The 21513-nt window shown below is 53.2% G+C and carries 25 protein-coding genes; 9 read left to right on the plus strand and 16 right to left on the minus strand.

Going from position 1 to position 21513, the window contains the following annotated elements; genetic code table 11:
• Positions 1-16 precede the first annotated feature (16 nt).
• From CEK60_RS14455 to speD, 4 genes are all read left to right on the plus strand, one after another.
• A complete protein-coding gene (locus CEK60_RS14455) occupies positions 17-1027 on the plus strand; it encodes an aminoglycoside phosphotransferase family protein (protein WP_089039627.1) in 1011 nt (336 codons plus the stop codon).
• Entirely contained in the window at positions 1024-1701 is a 678-nt protein-coding gene (murU, locus tag CEK60_RS14460; RefSeq protein WP_089039628.1) for an N-acetylmuramate alpha-1-phosphate uridylyltransferase MurU, read from the plus strand. The genes CEK60_RS14455 and murU overlap by 4 nt, the downstream gene beginning before the upstream one ends.
• Positions 1702-1771: 70 nt before the next feature.
• Entirely contained in the window at positions 1772-2191 is a 420-nt protein-coding gene (locus tag CEK60_RS14465) for an OsmC family protein (RefSeq protein ID WP_038477634.1), read from the plus strand.
• A 219-nt stretch (positions 2192-2410) separates the two neighbouring features.
• Positions 2411-3205 (plus strand): adenosylmethionine decarboxylase, encoded by a 795-nt coding sequence (gene speD / locus CEK60_RS14470; RefSeq protein WP_030073826.1) that lies wholly within the window; start codon positions 2411-2413, stop codon positions 3203-3205.
• Positions 3206-3277: 72 nt separating this feature from the next.
• On the opposite strand, the gene lpxL is transcribed toward speD, so the two are convergent.
• The 12 genes from lpxL to CEK60_RS14530 all read right to left on the minus strand — a co-directional run bounded on the left by lpxL (position 3278) and on the right by CEK60_RS14530 (position 13916).
• Positions 3278-4192: an LpxL/LpxP family Kdo(2)-lipid IV(A) lauroyl/palmitoleoyl acyltransferase gene (lpxL, locus tag CEK60_RS14475; protein ID WP_089039629.1), complete on the minus strand. Its 915-nt coding sequence runs from the start codon at positions 4190-4192 to the stop codon at positions 3278-3280.
• A 12-nt stretch (positions 4193-4204) separates the two neighbouring features.
• Positions 4205-5305 carry an alanine racemase gene (gene alr, locus CEK60_RS14480; RefSeq protein WP_089039630.1) on the minus strand — a complete coding sequence of 367 codons (1101 nt, stop codon included), beginning with the start codon at positions 5303-5305 and terminating at the stop codon, positions 4205-4207.
• 120 nt (positions 5306-5425) lie between these two features.
• Complete coding sequence (gene rpoS, locus CEK60_RS14485) at positions 5426-6397, minus strand: RNA polymerase sigma factor RpoS (protein WP_038477648.1); 972 nt, start codon at positions 6395-6397, stop codon at positions 5426-5428.
• Between the two features lie 154 nt (positions 6398-6551).
• On the minus strand, positions 6552-7643 hold the full coding sequence (locus tag CEK60_RS14490; protein ID WP_089039631.1) for a peptidoglycan DD-metalloendopeptidase family protein: 1092 nt from the start codon (positions 7641-7643) through the stop codon (positions 6552-6554).
• Positions 7644-7650: 7 nt separating this feature from the next.
• Positions 7651-8622, minus strand: a complete 972-nt coding sequence (locus tag CEK60_RS14495; protein ID WP_089039632.1) for a DUF368 domain-containing protein — start codon at positions 8620-8622, stop codon at positions 7651-7653.
• Positions 8619-9296 (minus strand): protein-L-isoaspartate(D-aspartate) O-methyltransferase, encoded by a 678-nt coding sequence (locus CEK60_RS14500; RefSeq protein ID WP_038477657.1) that lies wholly within the window; start codon positions 9294-9296, stop codon positions 8619-8621. Before CEK60_RS14500 ends, CEK60_RS14495 begins: the two co-directional genes overlap by 4 nt.
• Positions 9283-10029, minus strand: coding sequence for a 5'/3'-nucleotidase SurE (gene surE / locus CEK60_RS14505; protein WP_089039633.1), 747 nt, complete (start codon positions 10027-10029; stop codon positions 9283-9285). The genes CEK60_RS14500 and surE overlap by 14 nt, the downstream gene beginning before the upstream one ends.
• A gap of 50 nt (positions 10030-10079) precedes the next feature.
• Positions 10080-11120 (minus strand): tRNA pseudouridine(13) synthase TruD, encoded by a 1041-nt coding sequence (gene truD / locus CEK60_RS14510; RefSeq protein WP_089039634.1) that lies wholly within the window; start codon positions 11118-11120, stop codon positions 10080-10082.
• Positions 11113-11601: a 2-C-methyl-D-erythritol 2,4-cyclodiphosphate synthase gene (ispF, locus tag CEK60_RS14515; protein WP_089039635.1), complete on the minus strand. Its 489-nt coding sequence runs from the start codon at positions 11599-11601 to the stop codon at positions 11113-11115. The genes truD and ispF overlap by 8 nt, the downstream gene beginning before the upstream one ends.
• Positions 11601-12317 carry a 2-C-methyl-D-erythritol 4-phosphate cytidylyltransferase gene (gene ispD, locus CEK60_RS14520; RefSeq protein ID WP_089039636.1) on the minus strand — a complete coding sequence of 239 codons (717 nt, stop codon included), beginning with the start codon at positions 12315-12317 and terminating at the stop codon, positions 11601-11603. The genes ispF and ispD overlap by 1 nt, the downstream gene beginning before the upstream one ends.
• Positions 12314-12667 (minus strand): cell division protein FtsB, encoded by a 354-nt coding sequence (gene ftsB, locus CEK60_RS14525; RefSeq protein WP_089039637.1) that lies wholly within the window; start codon positions 12665-12667, stop codon positions 12314-12316. Before ftsB ends, ispD begins: the two co-directional genes overlap by 4 nt.
• 100 nt (positions 12668-12767) lie before the next feature.
• Complete coding sequence (locus CEK60_RS14530) at positions 12768-13916, minus strand: GNAT family N-acetyltransferase (RefSeq protein ID WP_089039638.1); 1149 nt, start codon at positions 13914-13916, stop codon at positions 12768-12770.
• A 159-nt stretch (positions 13917-14075) separates the two neighbouring features.
• Here CEK60_RS14530 and CEK60_RS14535 point away from each other — a divergent pair, with 159 nt between their 5' ends.
• Entirely contained in the window at positions 14076-15431 is a 1356-nt protein-coding gene (locus CEK60_RS14535) for an aldehyde dehydrogenase family protein (RefSeq protein ID WP_089039639.1), read from the plus strand.
• A gap of 197 nt (positions 15432-15628) precedes the next feature.
• Complete coding sequence (locus CEK60_RS14540; protein WP_038477687.1) at positions 15629-16492, plus strand: MurR/RpiR family transcriptional regulator; 864 nt, start codon at positions 15629-15631, stop codon at positions 16490-16492.
• Between the two features lie 32 nt (positions 16493-16524).
• Here the strand turns inward: CEK60_RS14540 and CEK60_RS14545 are convergent, their stop codons facing one another.
• Positions 16525-16884: a RidA family protein gene (locus CEK60_RS14545; RefSeq protein ID WP_038477690.1), complete on the minus strand. Its 360-nt coding sequence runs from the start codon at positions 16882-16884 to the stop codon at positions 16525-16527.
• 71 nt (positions 16885-16955) lie between these two features.
• Positions 16956-17441: an Lrp/AsnC family transcriptional regulator gene (locus tag CEK60_RS14550; protein ID WP_083006767.1), complete on the minus strand. Its 486-nt coding sequence runs from the start codon at positions 17439-17441 to the stop codon at positions 16956-16958.
• A 218-nt stretch (positions 17442-17659) separates the two neighbouring features.
• Here CEK60_RS14550 and CEK60_RS14555 point away from each other — a divergent pair, with 218 nt between their 5' ends.
• Positions 17660-19345: a 2-isopropylmalate synthase gene (locus CEK60_RS14555; protein ID WP_089039640.1), complete on the plus strand. Its 1686-nt coding sequence runs from the start codon at positions 17660-17662 to the stop codon at positions 19343-19345.
• Between the two features lie 4 nt (positions 19346-19349).
• Here the strand turns inward: CEK60_RS14555 and CEK60_RS14560 are convergent, their stop codons facing one another.
• Positions 19350-19691 carry a TraR/DksA family transcriptional regulator gene (locus CEK60_RS14560; RefSeq protein WP_089039641.1) on the minus strand — a complete coding sequence of 114 codons (342 nt, stop codon included), beginning with the start codon at positions 19689-19691 and terminating at the stop codon, positions 19350-19352.
• A gap of 18 nt (positions 19692-19709) precedes the next feature.
• Positions 19710-20564, minus strand: coding sequence for a universal stress protein (locus CEK60_RS14565; RefSeq protein WP_089039642.1), 855 nt, complete (start codon positions 20562-20564; stop codon positions 19710-19712).
• Positions 20565-20733: 169 nt separating this feature from the next.
• Between CEK60_RS14565 and crcB (CEK60_RS14570) the strand changes: the two genes are divergently transcribed.
• On the plus strand, positions 20734-21120 hold the full coding sequence (crcB, locus tag CEK60_RS14570; RefSeq protein WP_089039643.1) for a fluoride efflux transporter CrcB: 387 nt from the start codon (positions 20734-20736) through the stop codon (positions 21118-21120).
• Positions 21117-21503 (plus strand): fluoride efflux transporter CrcB, encoded by a 387-nt coding sequence (gene crcB, locus CEK60_RS14575; RefSeq protein ID WP_089039644.1) that lies wholly within the window; start codon positions 21117-21119, stop codon positions 21501-21503. The genes crcB (CEK60_RS14570) and crcB (CEK60_RS14575) overlap by 4 nt, the downstream gene beginning before the upstream one ends.
• The last annotated feature ends 10 nt before the right edge of the window (positions 21504-21513 follow it).

Genomic DNA, 21513 nt, shown 5'->3' on the forward strand with positions numbered 1-21513 from the left:
CCAGCAAGGAGCTTGCATGTCCTCTTCTAGAATTGACGCCCTCACCCAGTGGGCGGCTGACCAAAATGGCCTAAATAGCGCCGCTATCCACCTCTCTCCAGCGGGCGGTGGCGCCAGTTTCCGGCGATATTTCCGGCTGACACTGCCCTGTGGCGGTACTCGCATAGTAATGGATGCCCCTCCTGCCCAGGAAGACTCAACGCCGTTCGTCGCTATCGGAAAGCGCTGGTACGCGGCAAAACTGCCCGTTCCGCATATTCACGCCGTCGATCTCGACGCGGGTTTTTTGCTGCTTGACGACCTTGGGGATACCCCTTTACAGGCGCTATTCACTGATGACGCGCGTATTCAACAGAGTCATTTCGATGCACTGTCGTTACTGGCCAAGTTACAAAACCGCGCTAACCCTGCCGCGCTGCCACCTTATGACGCGACGCTGCTGAGTCGAGAGCTCGACCTTTTTCCTGAGTGGTGTTTAAACAATTGGCTATCGTTATCAACGCCAGCCAGTTGGGATGCGCTGCGTGGCCACCTCGTTGAGCAAGCCCTTGATCAACCCGTCGTCAGCGTACACCGCGATTACGATGCGATGAATATCATGGTGCACGACCAGCAGCTTTACATGATTGACTTTCAAGACGCGGTGGCAGGACCAATCAGTTACGACGTTATTTCCTTACTGCGCGGTCGCTACTGCCGCTTTTCTCAGGCGCAGTTTATGCAGTTTGTCGACTCGTTCTATCACCAAGCGCGTCAAGATGGGCGTCTCTCTCACCATGTCAGCAAGGATGAATTTCTTATCCAATGCCAAGCCATGGCCGCTCAACGCTGCCTAAAAGTGCTGGGAATTTTTTGCCGCTTAACGCTTCGCGATGCCAAACAAGGCTATTTATCACGCCTGCCGCATTTTTTAGCGCACTTAGAAGATAGCCTAACCGCGCTGCCCCAGCACAGCGAGTTTGCTGAATGGGTAAGTGGCACACTGCGCCCCGCCATTGCCCTACGTTTAGCGGAAAGCACGTTATGAAAGCGATGATTTTAGCCGCGGGACTTGGCAAACGAATGCGGCCGCTTACCGACCACTGCCCAAAACCACTGTTACCTGTAGGCGATAAGCCGCTTATTGTGCACCATCTCGAACGACTCAAGCGTGCAGGCATTGATGAGGTGGTCATCAACGTGAGCTATCGCGCAGAGCAGATCATGGCAGCACTAGGTGATGGAAACGACTACCAGTTACGGATTCTTTGGAGCCATGAAGAGACGCCCTTAGAAACCGGCGGAGGCATTCAAAAGGCACTACCCCTGCTTGGCGATGCCCCGTTTCTGCTGGTCAATGGGGATGTCTGGTGCGATTACATTCCCTCAGAATCACTGCTACAGGGAAGTGACGTCGCCCATCTTGTGCTAGTAGATAACCCTTCCCACCACCCTAACGGTGATTTTTCCCTTATCAACGGGCGCGTTGGAGTGGAAGGCCATCAGCGTCTCACCTTTGCCGGCATTAGCCTGCTACACCCGGGCCTTATTGCCGATCAGGCGCCAGGAGCGTTTGCCCTGGCACCACTGCTTAAGCAGGCAATGGCAGACAAGCGCGTTAGCGGTGAACACTTTTCAGGCCACTGGGTCGATGTGGGCACTCCAGAGCGCCTTGAGGTTCTTGAACACCACCTGTTGGCGCAACAGATCAGCAAGCGATGAAAAAGTGCGTCTATCGCTAGAAATGTTATGCTTCGCAACTACCTATAGGTGCCTAGATGAGGAGAGCGACGTGAAAGCACGGGTAAAATGGACAGATGGTCGCCAATTTGTAGCAGAGTCCGGTAGTGGGCATAGCGTCGTTATCGACGGCCCTCCTGACCACGGCGGCCGCAACACCGGCCCTCGCCCAATGGAAATGCTGCTGATGGGCATGGGTAGCTGCACCGCCTTTGACATTTTGAATATTCTGGATAAAGCCCGCGCTGATGTCACCGACTGCATCGCGGAGCTTGACGCAGAGCGCGCTGATGAAGTGCCCTCCGTGTTTACCAAAATCCACGTACACTTTGTGGTGACTGGCCGCAACTTAAAAGAGAAGCAGGTACAGCGAGCGGTTGAGCTCTCTGCAGAGAAGTACTGCAGCGCATCTATTATGCTGACACAAGGCGGCGTTGAGATTACCCACTCTTTTGAGATTGTCGACGCTTGAACGACTCGGAGCGCCATCTTCCCTGTTTATTAAAAAAAATAGCGCGGCTGGATGCATACCATGCGCTTGGCGGGCATAATACGCTCGCTTGTTTTTACCCCTACTGCGTAGCAAACAGCCGCTTTGCAGAAAGCGACTACAGCATCACGGTGACAAGTTACTATCGGTTCCGGCGCTGGCTCGTCGGGGTGTCTTCATCTGCCATAGGGAGGTTCGGACGTGTCAGATAATCTCCGACTCCACGGGTTTAATAACCTGACTAGCTCGTTGAGCTTTAACATTTACGACATCTGTTACGCCAAAACCGAAGAGCAGCGTGCGGCTTACATTGATTATATCGATGAGCTTTACAACGCCGAACGTTTGACGCAGATTCTAAAAGACGTCACCAATATTATTGGCGCTCATGTGCTCAATATTGCTCGTCAAGACTATGAGCCCCATGGGGCCAGCGTTACGATTCTGATTGCTGAACACGAGCTGGATGAAGCAAACCCAGAGCAAACTGAACCAGGCCCTGGACCGCTACCTGAAACAGTCGTAGCGCATCTTGATAAAAGCCACGTGACAGTACACAGCTATCCTGAGTCGCATCCTGACAACGGTATCAGCACCTTTCGATTGGATATTGATGTGTCTACCTGTGGCCACATCAGCCCATTGAAAGCACTGAACTACCTAATTCACAGCTTCGACTCTGACATTGTCACCATGGATTATCGGGTTCGTGGCTTTACCCGCGATGTCGATGGTAAAAAGCTGTTTATTGATCACGACATTACCTCGATCCAGGACTACTTGGCAGAAGATACCAAGCACGCCTATCAGATGATCGATGTGAATGTTTATCAAGAAAACATGTTCCACACCAAAATGCTGCTGAAAGACTTCGAACTTGATAACTATCTGTTCGGCACATCGCGCCGCGACATTACCTTCGAAGAAGCACGGGACATTGAAAGCCGTCTGCGCAAAGAGATGTTAGAGATTTTCTACTCTCGAAATCTGGACTAACATCTGCTTTCAAAGTTAACGAAAAGCCGTTTTGCTACTAAGCAGAACGGCTTTTTTTGTTAACGGATATCGCTAGTAAACACTTGGCTCACCTTCCGGACGCGTTTTAAAGCGCCGATGAAGCCATAAGTACTGCTCAGGGTACTTACGAATAGCTTGTTCGATAAACTCATTTACCCGAGTAGCGTCGGCCACTTCATCATCGCTTGGGAAGTTATCAAGCGCGGGCAGGCAGCTGATGGTATATGTCTGGTTATCAGGATTGCGGTGGAACATCAACGGCACCACCGGCGCCCCCGTCATTCTGGCGATTTTTGCGGTCAGCCTAATGGTAGCGGCTTGCTGGCCGAACAGTGGCGCGAACACGCTGACATCGCGGCCAAAGTCTTGGTCCGGCGAATACCACACAACATGGCCCGACTTTATTCGCCGAACAACACCACGCAAGTCATGCCGATCAATCGCCTGACCAAAAATTCGCGAGCGGGCACGGGTCATAAAGCGTTCGAATAAGGGGTTGTTGTGCGGTCGATAAACCACATCGGCAGGTAAAAATAGCGAATGCAGCGCTCCCCCTAAATCCAGTGTGGAGAAATGAATCCCAACCACCAGCACGCCCTTGCCTTGCGCTTTAGCCCGTGCGAGATGCTCTTGGCCATGATAGGCCACCCGGTGCCGTAACCCTTCCGCATCACGGCACCAACCAGTGGCTGTTTCCACTAAGCCAATACCGTTGGCGATAAAAACCTCTTTTACCAAGCGGCGCTGCTCATCAGCACTTTTTTCCGGGAAACAGAGAGCAATATTTGTCTCAGTGATATGCCGCCGGCGCTTTATAAAGCGCCATGCTAACAAACCAATTACTTTCCCCACCCATAACTTAAGCCGCCAGGGAAACCAGGCAACAAGATGCATCGCGCCTATCGCAAGCCAGGTTGGCCAATAACGAGGGTGTGCAAACGACTGCGGATATGAGCTTTTAGACATACTGGTAACCGTTTAAACAAAGGCTCCATGGTAGCGGCGCGGCGCTCTTGGTAGCACTCCCGTTAACAGGGTATAGCTGATGGTATCGCAATAGCGTGCTACCTCATCAATTGACAACACAGCACCGTTGCTAGCAGCTCCCCACAGCACTACCTCACTACCGATAGCAGCCCCCGGCACGTCGGTGACATCTACGGTTAGCATATCCATGGAGACCTTGCCGGCAATCGCACAGCGCTGACCATTCACTAACACCGGGGTGCCGTCTATGGCGTGGCGATCATAACCATCGCCATAGCCTGCCGCAACGACGGCAATTTTAGAACGCCGAGATGCGCGCCAACGGCCACCATAGCCAACAGGCTCACCCTCCTCTAGTTCACGGAGGGCAATAATTTCGGAGCGTAAACTCATCACCGGGCGCAGTTGCCGGGTGGTCTCGTTGGCTTCTTCCAGCGGGTCACTGCCATACAGCATGACACCAGGGCGATTCCAGTCGCCATGGGCGATTGGCCATGCCAGTGTTGCGGGGGAGTTTGCTAGGCATAGGGGCGCATCAAGCGCTTCCGCCAATGCCGTTAAAGCGGCCATTTGCTGATTAAAGTAGCTGCCCTCACGTGCATCTGCTGTCGCAAAGTGGCTCATCAAATGCAGCTCGGTTACCTGTGGTGCGCTAGCTAACCGCTGCCAAACATCAGGTGCCTCGTCTAGAGAAAAGCCTAAACGATGCATACCGGAATCCACTTTCATCCATACCGGAATAGGTTGACGGGGTGAAAAAGCCAATAAAGCCGCCACCTGCCACTCACTGTGGACGCTGATCCAAAAATTGTGCTGATCAACGAGCGCCAGCTCGTCAGCGGTAAAAATACCTTCCAGCAATACAATAGGTTTTTTAATTCCCCCTTCACGCAGGCTAATCGCTTCTTCTATGCAAGCGACAGCAAATGCGGGCACCTCAGCTTCTAGCGCACGCGCGCACTCAAGCGCACCGTGACCATACGCATCCGCTTTAATAACGGCTACCGAGCGACTTTGAGGGGCGCAGCGGCACGCTAGCTGATAGTTATGACGCAGGGCGTCTAAATCAATATGGGCCACCAAGGGGCGCATCACGTTTCTCACTTACACAGTCAATAGTTAACGGTTGATCAACCAATGGGCGTCAAAAACAACGCACCGAGCGATGAACTCGGTGCGTTATGGTCGGTATGACACAATAGCTTACCGCGATTAGCTCTCGAAAATAGCGTTAAGAGAAAGGCCCTGTTTTTCCAATGAGCGGCGCAGTTTCTTTAGTGCTTCTACTTGAATTTGCCTAACACGTTCGCGAGTTAAGCCAATTTCTGCACCAACTTCTTCCAACGTAGCGGACTCATGGCCTCGCAAACCAAAGCGGCGTACCACCACCTCTCGCTGCTTATCACTGAGCTCATCCAACCAGTGGTCTACGTGCTCACGCACATCGCCATCCACTAAGCATGCTTCCGGCCCTAGCACATCGTCGTCGGTTAACGTGTCGATTAACGGCTTATCGCTTTCGCCACCCATTGGGTAATCTACCGAGGAGACGCGCTCATTAAGCCCAAGCATCTTCTTAACCGTTTCTACTGGTTTGTCGAGATGATCGGCGATCTCTTCTGCTGTTGCTTCATGATCAAGCTTTTGGGTCAGCTCACGCGCTGCACGCAGGTAAATATTTAGCTCTTTAACCACATGGATCGGCAAACGAATGGTGCGCGTTTGATTCATTAGCGCACGCTCAATGGTTTGTCGAATCCACCACGTGGCATAGGTAGAAAAGCGGAACCCTCGCTCAGGATCAAACTTTTCCACCGCCCGGATTAGCCCAAGGTTACCCTCCTCAATCAAGTCAAGCAGCGTAAGCCCTCGATTAAGGTAGCGCCTGGCGATTTTAACAACCAGGCGAAGGTTAGACTCGATCATCCTTGACCGTCCAAGCGGGTCACCTTTACGCGCTAAACGGCCGTAGTAGACCTCTTCTTCCGGCGTTAATAACGGCGAAAAACCAATTTCATTGAGATAGATTTGTGTCGCGTCCAAGCTTTGAGTCGATTGACGCTCATCACGGCTCAACGCTTTTTCAAAGGCGTCCTCCTCCGCGGAGACATCATCAACACTATCCAGCGCCTCTTCAACAGCGTCCAGGTCAACCTCCTGTAGATCCTTCTCCAGCATACTCATGGTAGTATCCCCCGTTATTTCGCCTAACCGCCATTTAGAAAGGTAAAGGTGGCCGCACTCCCTGTGCACTTACACCATTTTTGTTATATGACGCCCTAACTCTAGCTATTCGGGTACCCCAAGCACACCAACTGAAAGGTTCGCTTGGCAATGATTAACGGGACGGCAGATAGTCCAAGGGATTTTGAGGCTGCCCATCACGGCGTACTTCAAAGTGCAGTTTGACACTATCTGCATCGCTATCCCCCATCGTGGCAATCACTTCTCCCGCTTCAACGACATCATTTTCTTTAACGCTTAAGCTATCATTATGCGCGTAAGCACTCAGATACTGATCGTTGTGTTTGAGTAGTATTAAGTTACCGTAACCCCGAACGCCGCTACCTGCATAGACAACGATACCAGGGCCTGCCGCCTTGACAGGTTGCCCCTTTTGACCGTCGATATCAATCCCAGCGGTGATAGAGCCCCCCTGGCCAAACTCTCCGGTTACCTGGCCTGTTGCTGGCCATTGCCAGTTAACATTATCAACAGGTGTAAAGGTGCGAGAGGAGCGGTCAACGCGAGCGGTTTGGCTCGGCTGCTCAGCCTCAGCAGGCGGCGTAGCCGCTGCTGGCTCAGGCTCTGGGGTTGGTTCAGGTTTGGGCTCTGGCTCAGGCGTTGGTTCTGGCTCACTCGCGGGCTCTGGCTGAGACGCCTCAACAGTAGACGTCGCCTCGGTGTTAGCGGCACTTGCGCTATCAGCCACTTGCTGCGCGGCGGCCACCGACGCCTGCTCAGCAGCTTGCTCAGCACGTTCCGCCCGCTCAGCCGTTAAACGCTGATTACGCTCAATCGCACTCTCATCAGGCAGTAACCAATCTAGCTGCTGATCGTTACTTGCCACGGAAGTCGTTTGAGGATTCAGACCTGTTGCAACAGCGCCCGAAGCAGGGCGCTCTGGGGCAGAGGAGCCTGCTGACGGGTTACTTGATGCCGCCGCTCCTGCACGCAACGCAATGGTTTGGCCTGGGTAAATTTGATAAGGCGCATCAATATTGTTGATTTGCGCCAACTGACGATAATCAAGATTGTGCTGCCATGCGATGCCATAAAGGGTATCGCCTGCTTTAACAGTATATTGAGGTGAGTCTGCTACCGCGCGGCGCGCTTCACTTAAATCACGCACTTGTGGGGTGTTTTGCTGCTGATTGGCGCAGCCGCTGACAGCTAACGCCAATACTGACATGATGAAAACCTTACGCATGGAAACCCTACTCCTTTTCAACGTCGCGCGCGTTTCCTATTGATCTATGCCCGGCATAGTGCACTGCGCGACGGTTTAATAACACCACCAATAGTGCGCCAACCACCATTAGTGCCACAACGCCTACCGTTTGTGCAGATGCACCAGACAATACCGCATAGTCACTAGGCAACAGATAACGATGAGCCAACGGGATCATTTGCCCATCAGGGCCAAGCTGATAACGTACCAGCTCTTTCCACGGCCATAACACGGGTAACGAGCCAACAATAAACCCGAGCAAAAGCTGTAGCGTAGAATCATGATGGCGACGCAGAAGCCACGACAGTAGTCGCGAGAATAACGCCAAACCAACAACACATCCCATGCCAAAAAGTATGATAATACCGATATCAAAGCTTCGAATAGCCCCTAAAATGGTGCCATAAAGTCCCATCGTAAGCAGCAAGAAGCTACCAGACACCCCTGGCAACAGCATGGCGCTAATAGCAATACAGCCTGCTACCATGACTACCAGAGCTTCATTACCAATAAGTAACACCAGCGGCATCATACCTGGCAGCGACTTGGCCAACAGCAGCCCTCCGACCATCGGCAATAAGTACCAAAATTTCCAGCCTTTTCCCGCCTTGGCGACAACAAACCCCGACGCGGCCACCAAGCCGAAGAAAAATCCCTCTATCAGCAGCGGCTGCGCTTCCATTAGCCAAAGCGCTATATGAGCCACACTGAAAAGGCTAACCGCAACGCCAAGTAGCAGCGGCACTAAAAAGGCCAAATTCAAATGCTGAGCCAGCGCTAGCCAACCACCACGACGCCAAGCGATGAAGGCGCCGGGACCAAACTGTTTGATGGTATTAATGAGTTCCTCATAAATACCGGTAATAAATGCGATCGTTCCACCTGAAACACCGGGCACCGCATCGGCTGCCCCCATCCCTGCGCCTTTTAAAAACAGCTCTACAAATCGACGCTTCAATCCACCACTCCTTGCAATAGAGGTACAAAGCGTACGGGTTCGAGCCGACGCTTTTCAAAGGCACTACCAATGCGTTTTATTTGGGTGAGCCATTGGCTACCGTCAGGCTCTTCCAATGGAGCAATGAGCACACCATCATGGCTAAGCTGCTCCAATAGAGCTTCTGGCAGCGTTTGAGCACAAGCGGTTAACAAAATCACATCAAAAGGCGCAGCTTCTTGCCACCCCTCACCACCATCAGCTACTGCCAGCGTCGCTGGGGCATCAAGCCGCCAAAGCCGCTCTGCAGCGCGTTGATGTAATGCATAAATGCGTTCGACCGAGTAAAGCATTGGCACCAGCCGGGACAGTATCAGCGTTTGATACCCCGAACCGGTCCCTACTTCAAGCACACGCTTTGGATTAGCCCGCAGCACCAGCTCGGTCATGCGCGCAACCGTCAAGGGTTGCGATAGTGTCTGACCAAAACCGATAGGCAGCGCGGTGTCTTCATACGCACGATGCGCCAGCGCTTCATCAACGAACAAATGCCTTGGCTCAACTGCCATAATATCGAGCACCCGCGCATCCTGAATACCCTGCTGCTCAAGCCGCTCTACCATGCGATCTCGAGTCCGCTGAGAGGTCATGCCTCGTCCGCGCAGCTCGTTGGGCGAAAGCTCAGGCAAAAGCATCCAACCAGTCCTGCACGTCGCTGCGCGCGGGATGGCGCGTTAAGTCAGTTTGTAGTGGCGTAATGGAAACATAACCCGCTTCGATTGCAGAGAAGTCAGTATCTTCACCATCATCGGCGTTAGCCGCCACCGGTGCTATCCAGAAGCGCGTACGACCACGCGGATCTTTTACGGGAACAGGTTTCTCTGCTGGTCCGCGATAGCCTAAGCGGGTCACTCTGACGCCTTTAATTTCTTCCCACGGAACATCTGGCACGTTGACATTCAAGAGGGTGCGGGGTGGCAGTGATAGCTGATCGGCAGCACCGATTAAGCTGGCCGCCACTTTCGCTGCCGTCGCGAAATAGCGCTCACCACACAGCGACATAGCAATGGCAGTCATGCCCAAATTGCGCCCTTCCATGGCAGCCGCCACAGTGCCTGAATAGAGTACGTCATCGCCAAGATTGCTGCCGTGATTAATCCCCGAAATCACCAAGTCAGGACGCTCATCCCAGACGCCGTTCACGCCCAGATAAACACAGTCGGCAGGCGTACCGTCTACGCTATAAAAGCCATTATCTAACGCGGTTAAAGAGAGCGGACGAGAAAGCGTCAGCGAGTTACTGGCGCCGCTGCGGTCTCGATCGGGAGCAACCACACGTAAATTCGCATGGGCGACTAGCGCATCATGAAGTGCCCGCAAGCCCGGTGCATGGACGCCATCGTCATTGGAAAGCAGCAGTCGCCGCATTAACGTCTCCTTTATGGATGCCTAGCAAAGATAAGCGCAGGTTAGGCGCATTAAGCAAAATCCGGATGAGCAATTAACTCACTCACCACCGCCGTGGCAAAACTTCCCCGTGGTAAGGCAAATGAGAGTACCACGGCATTAGGTAATATCTCGATACTAGGCGAAATTAACCTTGCTCGCAGCGCCCGATGGGAGCGTTTCACAGCGCTTTTCACCAATCCCTCGCACAGCATTGGATGGCATGCTAGCAACCGTTTTTCGTAGTCTGCCACTTGATACTCAGCGAGTTCCCCGACACCCCACAGGGCACCGGTTGGATGAATATCAAGCGCAGCGGCACGACCGATCAAGTCGTCGTCAACGGCATCAACGGTAAACACGCTGTGTGTGCCATCCAGCATCAGCATATCGCCCGCTAGCGGCTGGCACCACGTTCCATCCGTCAAACGCTCGCTCAGCAACTCGTTAAACAAGAAACTACGCGCGGTGGAAAGCATCATTCCTTGGCGATCATCTCGCTTGCGCCAACCTTTCGCTAGAAGAGCTTCTGCACGCTGTAAATTCCGCCCTTCAGGACCAAAACGCTGGGGTCCGAAATAGTTAGGCACACCGTGGCGACAAAGCGCCTCCCAGCGGTCAAAAAAATTCGGACGTTGAACCGCTTCGCCACTCAGCCGCAACGTAAAGTGGTTCGTGCGATGGACACCGCGTTTGAGTTTTCGGGGATGCCTTGCCTGGGCCAACACCGTAATACCCACTGCCGCTAATGATTCGCTCAAATCACTTGGCGCCTCGCGTCCGGGCAAATGCACGCTTAGCCACTGCCGCGTCACTGCGACACGATCCTTCATCCCGGAGTAGCCCACATCTCGAAGTGTGACACCACAAAGGCGGCTGACGCTTTTTACCACATCTAACGTGGTTTGATGGCGCTTTTCAAGACGTAACCACAGGTGCTCACCATGATTTTCAGGCGTAAAGTCCAGCTGCTCGTCGACGATAAAATCTTCTGGCTGAACGCGATAGCAACCTGGACTAGGGGCACCGAACTCGGCATCTAAGCAGCGCTGCCAAGCGGGTAAATTAAGCATTTAACGCCTCTTGGTGTTCAATCAACACCACTGCTTCAGCGGCGATACCCTCGCCTCGCCCGGTAAACCCAAGCCGTTCAGTCGTCGTGGCTTTAACATTGACCTGCCCAAGGCTAATACCTAAATCTTCAGCGATGACAGCGCGCATCGTATCAATATGCGGCGCCATTTTAGGCGCCTGCGCCATTAACGTGGCATCCAGGTTAACCACACAGAAGCCCTCTGTGTGAACCAGTTGAACCACGTGGCGCAATAAATGGCGACTATCTGCGCCAGCCCATGCTGGATCGGTGTCGGGGAAATGACGCCCGATATCGCCGAGCGCACAGGCACCCAACAGTGCGTCACTGATAGCATGCAGCAACACATCGCCATCCGAGTGGGCAACAAAACCATGTTCGAAAGGCAGCTTAACGCCACCAATCATCAAATGGTCGCCAACGCCAAATCGGTGCACGTCAAATCCGTGGCCAATTCGCATTAACAACTCCTTTCAGATTCAGAGGATTGGGCTACTTGCGATGCCATAATAGCGGCAGCAAGGGCAAGGTCATCAGGATGGGTGATCTTGAGATTATCACGACGCCCACTAACCAGCTTGGGTGCCTGACCAAGCGCTTCCACAGCCGAGGCTTCATCCGTGACCACACAGTGATTAGCAGCAGCGTATTCAAGGGCGCACCGCAAAAGCGCATAGCGAAAAGCTTGGGGTGTTAACGCGTGCCACAGCCGATCCCGAGGCTCTGTTGCGGCGCTTAATTGTTCGGCATTGGCCCGTTTCATGGTGTCAGCAACCGGCATCGCCAAGAGTGCGCCACTTGGGTGCTGCTGAGCAGCGTCATAAAGCGCCAGCAAATCAGATGATGTAATGCAGGGGCGCGCGACGTCATGCACCATCACCATATCGTTTGCTTGCGCATTTATAGCGTGCAGCGCATTTAAAACGCTATCCATTCGCTCCGCGCCACCCGCCACTCGTTGCCACTGGGGAAATGGCACCCATTCAGGCTTGAACCAATGATCATCACTATCCAGGCACAGCACAAGATGCGCAGTGGGGAAGGCTCGGTGTAGTCGACTAAGTGTATGGGCAAGAATGGGCTTTTCGCCCAGTGGTAGGTACTGCTTAGGTTTATCAGCGCCCATTCGCTTGCCTTGCCCAGCGGCGGGCACGATTAGCCACAACGTGTGACTCATTCGTCTGTGTCCTCGCTAGGCGAGCTTGGCTGAGTCACTAGCCCCGCATTGATGCCCACTAGCTCTGCTTCAATGGCAACACCCGGCACCCAAAAGAACTGCTCATCGCTACGCACCATGCCCATGTCGCTACGCGCACGCTCTTCAATCGCATCCAGGCCGGTTTTTAGGTCGGTAACTTCAGCCGCTAACCGAGCATTGCGCTCTCGCATCGGCACATTGGCAGCCTCTTGAACGGCAACGCGCTCCTCTACCAGCTGCAAATCCTCCCAGCCACCATTACCTAGCCAAAGCTGGTATTGGAGAAGCCCCAATACAGCAAGCAGCGCAACCGTTAGCCATTTATGCATCACCGCATCCCTTTGTTTAGGCCTGAACGAGGCGCATTATGCCATCATGGGCTATTTCCAGCGAGTCACGCTTTATATAGCTGGCTTTATAAAGCGATTTTCATTTGAACGGCAATGCGTCGGCCGCCGCCTCGCGATAGGCGCTGATATGGGCTCCCTCTTCTTGACAGAATTGGGCGACGCCGGCCGCTAGGCCTGGGTGTACAAGATAGTGCAGCGAACGTACCCGCTGGGGCGCAAAGCCGCGCACCAGCTTGTGTTCTCCTTGAGTACCGGGGTCGAACAAAGAGAGTCCCTTTGCCAGACAAAATTCAATGCCTTGGTAGTAGCAGGCTTCGAAATGGAGACAGTCGGCAACCACCTCGCTTCCCCAATAGCGGCCGTACAACGTGTTCTCGCCACGAAAATAGAGAGCAGCGGCAACAGGCTGGCCATCCAGCAGCGCCTGAACCAATACAAGCGCCTCAGGCATCGCATGACGTAATCGCTCAAAAAAAACGTCATTTAAGTAAGGAGGACGGCCCCGCTCGTGGTATGTGATCGTGTAGCAGCGAAAGAAATGCGCCATCGCTTCTTGCGTAATTGCCTCGCCCTCTAAACGGCGTAGCGTAAAGCCTTGCTCGGCGACCAAGCGACGCTCACGTTTAATCATTTTGCGACGCTTCGACGTAAGGCTCGCCAGAAAGCCTTCAAAATCACCAAAGGTGCGATCTCGCCATTGGAACTGAACGCCTTCTCGGGCAATTAACGCTGGAAACTGGCGCTGCCAGGCATCCACTTCGTCATCTTGTGCAAACAGGAGGTGCCAACTCGATAACGCTTGCTCTTCACAGTGTGTTTGCCACGTCGCTGCTAATAACCCGCGAACATCCTCCGCGTTGGCATCATCGGCAATTAAAGTACGCGTACCAGGCACCGGAGTAAACGGAATGGCACTTAATGCCTTGGGGTAATAATGGCCGCCTGCTCGCTCCAGTGCATCGGCCCATCCCCAATCAAACACATACTCACCGTAAGAGTGGTGCTTGCGATACATGGGCAACGCGCCAACTAAGCGGCTACCTTGCCATACGCAGAGATGGCAAGGCTCCCAGCCGGTCGCCTCGCAGACAGAGCCACTGCTCTCTAATGCATGCAAAAACGCGTGTCGTAGGAAAGGCTGGTCGCTACTCACCAGTGCGTCCCATTGGACGGCATCCACAGCGTCGATAGCGGGTAGCATAATGCATGACAGTGAGCGCGAAAGCATGATGCCTCCCGAGGCATATCGTTTAAATGGTGAAAGTGTGACCTTACCACCAACCAGACTGTCAGTGCTTTTGTTGATGCTGTCATTTCTATTTAGTGTGAGGTATTCAAGTAGCAGGACAAACGACTATTGTTATTAAGAATTAACCAAGGAGCTGCCATGAAACGCGATTTAATGCGCCTGTTGCACACTCAGCGTCATGCGTTTGGCCAAGCGCCCTTTCCCTCATTAAGGTTACGACGAGAGCGCTTAGCCCGCCTTGCACGAATGACTAAGCATCACCAGCGGGAGATTATACAGGCCATTCAAACTGACTTCGGCAAGCGTAGTGAGACAGAAATACGCTTAGCGGAGATTAACGCGGTGCTGCATGCCATTCGTCATACACGGCGACACCTCTGGCATTGGATGCGCCCATACGCTGCCAACATGCCATGGCGTTTATGGCCCGCCCGCGCCCGCATCGCTCCTCAGCCACTTGGCGTGGTGGGTATTATGTCGCCCTGGAACTACCCCTGGAGCTTAGCACTGATGCCCGCTATTGATGCTGTCGCAGCGGGTAATAGCGTCATGATCAAGCCCAGCGAGCATGCCCCCAATACCAGCGCCCTGCTGGCTAAGCTGGTACCGCAGTACTTTACCGATGAAGAAGTATGCGTTGTTGAAGGCGGCCCAGAGATAGCACAAGCGTTTAGCGCACTACCTTTTGATCATCTGGTGTTCACCGGTTCGACGGCGGTGGGCCGCCAAGTTGCACGTGCCGCTGCCGAGCAGTTAACCGCGGTGACACTTGAACTAGGTGGTAAATCACCCGCTATCGTGGCGAGTGATGCTGATCTGGATCGTGCGGCCGCCTCAATTATATTTGGCAAGGGAATGAATGCTGGCCAGACCTGCATTGCGCCGGATTATGTGCTCGTAGAAAGCCGCCACCTGGAAGCGCTTATTCAGGCGCTAAGTCGAGCTATCGAACAGCAGCGCCCCAACGATAAAGAGGCCACAGGCTTTGTCAGCCCCCATCATCAGAAGCGCAGTGAACGGCTGATAGCACAAGCGAGAGATCACGGCTGCCGCATCATCGATATCGGGCAACACGCACCAGCGCTCGTTATTGATCCAACCCAAAACCTTGAGCTGATGCAAGAGGAAATTTTTGGCCGTGCACTACCGCTTATCAGCGTTAAAAACATCGACGACGCGATTACCTTTGTAAATACCCGGCCTCACCCACTGGCACTTTATGCCTTCACCGACAATAAGTTGCTGCAAACAACCTTGCGTCACACCACTCGCTCTGGTGCGCTGGTATTTAACGAAACGCTGCTTCATCACGCGGTTCCCGCGCTGCCCTTTGGTGGCGTTGGTGAAAGCGGCATGGGGGCTTATCACGGTCGCCACGGTTTTGAACGATTCAGCCATTTACGAGGTATTTTTTATCAATCAAAACGGGCCTCTAGCGCACTGATAAGGCCGCCTTATAAACGCTGGCTATTAAAATTACTCAGGATTGGCTAAAGCTGATGAATAACAGCCTACCATCGGTTTCGAAGCCTCCTTACCCGGAGGCTAAACAAGGCTAGGCAATCGTTTAGCGACGGAGTTTATTCCCCTAGCCGAAGCGAGTGGTGATATTCTTTTAGCCAACGCTTTTTTACCTGGTGCAACGAATTGGGCACCCAACGTTCAAAAAAACATTGCCATGGAGGCTATTGATGGCGCATGACCTGCTTGACCGCTTACGCGAACGCTTAGAAGAATTAAACCGCTCAGAACGCAAAGTTGCCAATGTCATCCTGGAGGACCCAGCAGTAGCCACCAGCTTGAGCATTGCAAGCCTTGCCCAAGCGGCCAGCGTCAGCGAGCCCACGGTCAATCGGTTCTGCCGCAACTTCGGCGCCAAAGGCTACCCCGATTTTAAAATCAAACTTGCCCAAAGCCTCGCAGGCGGAACGCCCTATGTGACGCGCGCTGTCGAGCCTGGCGATACAGCAACGCAGTATACCCATAAGATTTTTGGCGCGACGATTGCCGCCCTGGACGAAGCCCAGCGCGAGGTCGATATGGCCGCTGTTGAGCGCATGGTTGATTATCTTACTCAAGCAAAACAGATCCATTTCTTTGGCTTAGGTGCTTCAGGTGCCGTCGCTCAGGATGCCCAGCACAAATTCTTTCGCTTTAACTTGCCCGTCATGGCCTATGTAGATGTGCTGATGCAGCGCATGGTGGCTGCCGCCTGTCATACCGGTGACGTAGTGGTGATTATCTCGTACACAGGCCGCACCAGAGAACTGGTCGATATCGCACGCGTTGCTCGCGAAGCAGGCGCCGTGGTGCTGGGGATCACCGCCCCGAACTCACCGCTTTCCTTGGAATGTACCTCGACTCTCGAAGTCGCCACCCCCGAGGACACCGACCACTATATGCCCATGACCTCGCGGATGATTCAACTAACGCTGATCGATGCCTTAGCCACTGGGGTTACACTCAGGCGCGGCGAAGACTTCCTACCGCACCTGAAGAAAATCAAAGATAGCCTGCGCGATACCCGCTTTCCTGTGGAAAAGGCAGGTAAGTAATCAGTAAGACAGCTATCGCTGATACGGGCCCTTTAACTGCTGACGGCAGTGGTAACGGTAATTTCTACTTTTAACTCATCAGCAGGCAGCGGCGCGCATACACAGGTGCGTGCCGGTGCATAGCCTTCGGGCACCCAGGCATCCCACACCTCGTTCATTGCTGCAAAATCATTACCGTCTTTAAGGTAGATGGTCGCGCTCAGTAGCTGCTCGCGGCTGGAGCCAATTTCTTTTAGCAAGGCATCGACCCTTGCCAGCATACTCTCGGTTTGCTCCTTAATTCCTTCGTGGCGCGCTTCAGGACCGCTTACCTGACCACACAAATAGGCCACACCTTGATGAATAACGGCACGGCTCATACGGGCTTTTGTATCATGGCGCTGAATTGTCATGGTTCAATCTCCTGAGTAAGACAAAAAAAGCAGTGTAAACCGCCACCGCTTCGTTGCCTATGCCTTCTTAATCAAGCGCGCTCCGTAGGCACGGGGCGATGCTCGAAGACTCGTCGCAAAACAAAGCTGGTGTGAGCTCCGGTGACGCCTTCAATACGGTTGATCACGTGCAGTAAAAGGTGCTGATAATCGTCCATATCACGAACCAGTATCTTGAGCTGAAAATCTGCCGCTTGGCCGGTGATAATCAAACACTCAATCACGTTGGGAATTTTACGAATATGACGTTCGAAGTTATCAAACCGTTCGGGAGTATGTTGATCCATTGAAATGTGCAGCAACACCATCAGTTGATAGCCTAGCTGCCGCGCATCAACATCGGCCCGATATTGGGTAATTAAGCCGTGCTCCTCTAGCGCACGCACCCGGCGCAAGCAAGGTGAAGGGGAAAGCCCAATGCGCTCGGCTAACTCCTGGTTACTAATCCGCCCTTCCTGCTGTAACACATTCAGAATGTGGCGATCAAAACGATCAAGTTCAAGCGGCACGACAGGCATAACAAGCAGCTCCTACCAATAAAAAATAACAATACGACATTTATTGCCAATTATTGGCGATAAAACCATATTTTCGCAATAACCTTTCGCCTTACTTCAAGTAAACTGTATTGACTGTCACAAGCAGTCCCTACACGGTGCCTTACCCAGACACCTGTTAACGCGGCTTACGCCACAAGCGGCCGTCCAACTAACTTACCGCCTTCAGGAAACTCACCATGTCTGCTTTTGATCATCGCAAATACCGCCCTGCTCCGCGTGTTCCCGCCTTCAACCGCCAATGGCCTGACCGCGACCTAACGCAAGCGCCCATTTGGCTAAGTGAAGACCTACGCGATGGCAACCAGGCGCTACTAGAGCCGATGACGGTTGAGCAAAAGCAACGCTTTTGGCAGCAGATTATTAAGGTAGGTATTAAAGAAGTGATGGTGGGCTTTCCCTCAGCTAGCCAACCAGACTACGACTTTGTCCGCTGGCTAATTGAAGAAGACCAAATTCCAGACGATGTCACTATTGCGGTACTCGTGCAGTGCCGTGAACACTTAATCGAGAAAACCTTTGCATCTCTGACGGGCGTCAAGCGCGCCATTATTCACCTGTATAACTCCACTTCGACCATCCAGCGCGAGCGGGTGTTTGAGATGGATCGAGCTGGCATTACCGATATTGCCGTGCAAGGCGCTACCTGGGTGAAGACCTATGCTGCCCAACACCCAGATGCTGACTGGCGCTTCCAATATTCGCCGGAAAGCTTCTCTAGCACTGAAATTGATTTTTCACTGGCCATCTGCGAAGCGGTGATGGATGTCTGGCAGCCAACGCCTGACAACAAATGCATCCTCAACTTGCCCACCACAGTAGAAGTTGCGGGGCCGCATCATCATGCTGACCAGATTGAATACTTTTGCCAGCACATCAGCCGTCGCGATAGCGTGATTATTTCGGTACATACCCACAACGACCGTGGTGGTGCAGTTGCTTCAGCAGAATTGGCACTGTTGGCGGGAGCTGACCGCGTCGAAGGCACGCTACTGGGTAACGGCGAGCGCACCGGCAATATGGACATTGTTACCTTGGCGATGAACCTGTACAGCCAAGGCATCGACCCGCAGCTGGATCTTTCTAACCCGGACGAGATCGTTCAGGTGGTGCATGAGTGTACTGGTATTACTATGCATCCGCGCCACCCCTGGGTTGGCGAGATGGTATATACCGCGTTTTCTGGCAGCCACCAGGATGCTATTCGTAAATCCCTCAAGCATCAAAAGCCCGACGAGCCGTGGCAAGTGGCTTACCTACCCATTGACCCGCATGATATTGGCCGCGACTACCAAGCCGTTATCCGGGTGAATAGCCAGTCTGGCAAAGGCGGCATGGCTTTTTTGCTGGAGCGAGACTACGGCATTAATTTACCGCGTTGGATGATGCTGGCCCTTGCTCCTTACGTGCAACAAGAGAGCGAGCGCCGCAACGGCGAGCTTTCCAGTGAAATCATTCGCCAAGTGATGTTTGATAATTTCACTCAAGATGCGCCACTGGCATTGGCCGATTACCGGCTATCAAAAGGCCAGCACGAGGGAATAGAAATAACCCTTTGGCAAGGCGCTGAAACACTGCGCTTGTCAGGTACCGGCAACGGCGCCATGTCATCCTTCACTGATGCCTGGAAGAAGCATTCGGGCAGCAATGTAGCCATTATTGACTACAGTGAGCACTCCTTGGGTGGCGACAGCGAAGCCAATGCGATTGCCTTTGTGCAACTGAATATTGATGGACAACGACTTTGCGCCGTGGCCGAAGATAGTGACACCGTTAGCGCATCGCTGAAGGCGCTGCTGTCAGGCATTAATATGGCGCAGGCCACCAAGCAGCATCAGCAGAAAGACGCTGCTATTGAGGCCTAAGCGCTTACTCAGCACACTCGATACATGTCAGCACTAACGGGTCCCAGGTGAGGCGTTTGGCACCAATCCATTCGCCACACTTGATGCACTCGCCAAAGTTCTCTTGCTCAATACGCTGCAAGGCGCCGCTAATACGCTTAAGCGTCATTTGGCGGCGCTGCTCTTCTGCCTTTGCCATGGCTTGGCCCTGCAGCGCATCCATACGTGACAGCCGCCCTACCGACGTTTGATCAAGCACCACCGTCTCTCTTGAAGACGCGCTTTCAATGCTCTCCTCTCGTAAAGAAACCTCTAGCGCTAACAGCTTTTGGTGTATCGCGGCTATGTCTACCTCAGGGTGGTTCATCTGCGCCTCCTAGTGACCTCAGCGCAGAATCAGCACCGGCAAATGGGCATTGCGTAGCATGGCGGTCGTCGTACTACCCACTAACAAGTGACGAATACGCGAATGGCCATAGGCACCCATGACCAACAGGTCAATACCGTGCTCCTGCTTGTAAGCGCGCAAGGTTTCTTCCACGTCACCAGCGCGAATTGCGCCTTCAGCGTGGTGTCCAGCAGACTCAAGGACATCGATTGCCCACTCAAGCTGTGATCGGTTTTCTGCCGTCTCAGCGCCCACGATCACAACATGGCAGGCAGCGCCTTCAAAGAGCGGGCTTTTGGCCAGCATCTCAATGCCTTTGCGGGCCGTTTTGCTGCCATCAAACGCCATCATCACGTTTTTCGGCTGCGTAAACTGCTTAGGCACCATCAATAGCGGACGATGCATCTCACGCACGACGCGTTCAAGGTTAGAGCCTAAATGGCCACTGGCTTGATGCGCAGTTTCGCCACGCTTGCCTAACACCAGTAAGCGCATCTCCTTTTCGTTCTCAACCAAGGTCTCTACCAACGTACCGTTACGCTGAAGGCAGAGTGGATCAGCAATACCAGCTTCGATTGCGCGTGCTTTTGCCGCATCGAGCATATAGCGCCCCTGCTCACGGGCAACTTTCGCGCGCTGTTCTTCAATATCAGAAAGCTTTTCAAGCAGATGCTCTCGAGTCCCTAAACCTAAATGACCGGTTAGGTCAGGCTCTGCCACCAGGGAGTGGTTATCCAGGGTATGAATAAAGCTTAATGGCGCACCAAGTGCCTTGGCGGCCCAGACAGCATAATCACAGATACTTTCTGAATATTGAGATCCATCAATAGCGGCGAACACGCGATCAGACATAGAAGCGACTCCTTGAGCGGGTGCGTTAAGATTTTTATTATTCTCACTCTTTTTTACACGAACTTATTGACCAGCGACACCTTAACGCGTTCTTTGTATTCATCCCTATCGTTATGGGGTGGATGGTACACTTAGCAGCCTATCAACGCGGCCAGTTAAAGGAGTTACGATGGGGCATGGTATCGCGAGCATGCTACTGGTAGCACTTGGCGGCGCATTGGGCGGCATGGGTCGCTATGCCGTTTCTAACCTTATGGCCCACCTGCTGGGCAAAGCCTTCCCTTGGGGTACCTTACTGGTGAATGCCAGCGGTGCGTTTATAGCGGGCGGGCTTCTTGGTTACTACGGCGTGCCAAGCGCACAGCCGCTGTGGCTATTTACTGTTGCAGGCTTGCTAGGTGGCTACACCACCGTTTCTTCATTTAGCTTACAAACTATTGAGCTATGGCAAAGCGGCCAAGCGCTGCGTGCCGCCTTAAATATTGCCGCTACCCTAGTGCTCGGCATGGTGATGGCCATGCTCGGTTGGCTGTTGGCTAAGGGGTTGTTGCTATGAACTGGCGAGCTTACCTAGCCGTCGGGATTGGTAGCGGGCTTGGCAGTGCACTTCGCTACGGGGTATCTCTCGTGTCTTTGGCAGCATTTGGTGGCTATTTCCCCTGGGGCACGCTGCTGGTTAACGTGCTGGGTTCTGGGATCATCGGTTGGATTGCCGCTACCGCCTCACGTTTTCCGAACGGCAAGCTTGCGCACTGGCAGCCGCTGTTAGTGGCCGGTTTTTGTGGCGGCTTTACCACGTTTTCACTCTTTAGCCTGGAAACACTGCACCTTATTCAACAAGGGCTTTCTGGGCTAGCGCTGCTTTATGTACTTATCAGCCTACCGCTTTGGTTACTGGCGGCCTGGCTAGGGGAACGCATAGCGCTTTCTCGTCTATAACCATAGGTAT

This window comes from Halomonas sp. N3-2A (assembly GCF_002216165.1).
Taxonomy (GTDB): domain Bacteria; phylum Pseudomonadota; class Gammaproteobacteria; order Pseudomonadales; family Halomonadaceae; genus Vreelandella.

What these genes read in the sequence shown, in the direction of transcription:
- CEK60_RS14500 (WP_038477657.1), bottom strand. Translation starts at nt 9,296, where the DNA reads ATGCTTTTGCCTGAGCTTTCGCCCAACGAGCTGCGCGGACGAGGCATG.
- alr (WP_089039630.1), bottom strand. Translation starts at nt 5,305, where the DNA reads ATGCGCCCCTTGGTGGCCCATATTGATTTAGACGCCCTGCGTCATAAC.
- ispD (WP_089039636.1), bottom strand. Translation starts at nt 12,317, where the DNA reads ATGAGTCACACGTTGTGGCTAATCGTGCCCGCCGCTGGGCAAGGCAAG.
- ispF (WP_089039635.1), bottom strand. Translation starts at nt 11,601, where the DNA reads ATGCGAATTGGCCACGGATTTGACGTGCACCGATTTGGCGTTGGCGAC.
- surE (WP_089039633.1), bottom strand. Translation starts at nt 10,029, where the DNA reads ATGCGGCGACTGCTGCTTTCCAATGACGATGGCGTCCATGCACCGGGC.
- CEK60_RS14550 (WP_083006767.1), bottom strand. Translation starts at nt 17,441, where the DNA reads ATGCCTGTCGTGCCGCTTGAACTTGATCGTTTTGATCGCCACATTCTG.
- CEK60_RS14490 (WP_089039631.1), bottom strand. Translation starts at nt 7,643, where the DNA reads ATGCGTAAGGTTTTCATCATGTCAGTATTGGCGTTAGCTGTCAGCGGC.
- CEK60_RS14535 (WP_089039639.1), top strand. Translation starts at nt 14,076, where the DNA reads ATGAAACGCGATTTAATGCGCCTGTTGCACACTCAGCGTCATGCGTTT.
- CEK60_RS14545 (WP_038477690.1), bottom strand. Translation starts at nt 16,884, where the DNA reads ATGACAATTCAGCGCCATGATACAAAAGCCCGTATGAGCCGTGCCGTT.
- CEK60_RS14540 (WP_038477687.1), top strand. Translation starts at nt 15,629, where the DNA reads ATGGCGCATGACCTGCTTGACCGCTTACGCGAACGCTTAGAAGAATTA.
- CEK60_RS14555 (WP_089039640.1), top strand. Translation starts at nt 17,660, where the DNA reads ATGTCTGCTTTTGATCATCGCAAATACCGCCCTGCTCCGCGTGTTCCC.
- CEK60_RS14565 (WP_089039642.1), bottom strand. Translation starts at nt 20,564, where the DNA reads ATGTCTGATCGCGTGTTCGCCGCTATTGATGGATCTCAATATTCAGAA.
- crcB (WP_089039644.1), top strand. Translation starts at nt 21,117, where the DNA reads ATGAACTGGCGAGCTTACCTAGCCGTCGGGATTGGTAGCGGGCTTGGC.
- ftsB (WP_089039637.1), bottom strand. Translation starts at nt 12,667, where the DNA reads ATGCATAAATGGCTAACGGTTGCGCTGCTTGCTGTATTGGGGCTTCTC.
- CEK60_RS14530 (WP_089039638.1), bottom strand. Translation starts at nt 13,916, where the DNA reads ATGCTTTCGCGCTCACTGTCATGCATTATGCTACCCGCTATCGACGCT.
- rpoS (WP_038477648.1), bottom strand. Translation starts at nt 6,397, where the DNA reads ATGAGTATGCTGGAGAAGGATCTACAGGAGGTTGACCTGGACGCTGTT.
- crcB (WP_089039643.1), top strand. Translation starts at nt 20,734, where the DNA reads ATGGGGCATGGTATCGCGAGCATGCTACTGGTAGCACTTGGCGGCGCA.
- truD (WP_089039634.1), bottom strand. Translation starts at nt 11,120, where the DNA reads ATGCTTAATTTACCCGCTTGGCAGCGCTGCTTAGATGCCGAGTTCGGT.
- CEK60_RS14560 (WP_089039641.1), bottom strand. Translation starts at nt 19,691, where the DNA reads ATGAACCACCCTGAGGTAGACATAGCCGCGATACACCAAAAGCTGTTA.
- lpxL (WP_089039629.1), bottom strand. Translation starts at nt 4,192, where the DNA reads ATGTCTAAAAGCTCATATCCGCAGTCGTTTGCACACCCTCGTTATTGG.
- CEK60_RS14455 (WP_089039627.1), top strand. Translation starts at nt 17, where the DNA reads ATGTCCTCTTCTAGAATTGACGCCCTCACCCAGTGGGCGGCTGACCAA.
- murU (WP_089039628.1), top strand. Translation starts at nt 1,024, where the DNA reads ATGAAAGCGATGATTTTAGCCGCGGGACTTGGCAAACGAATGCGGCCG.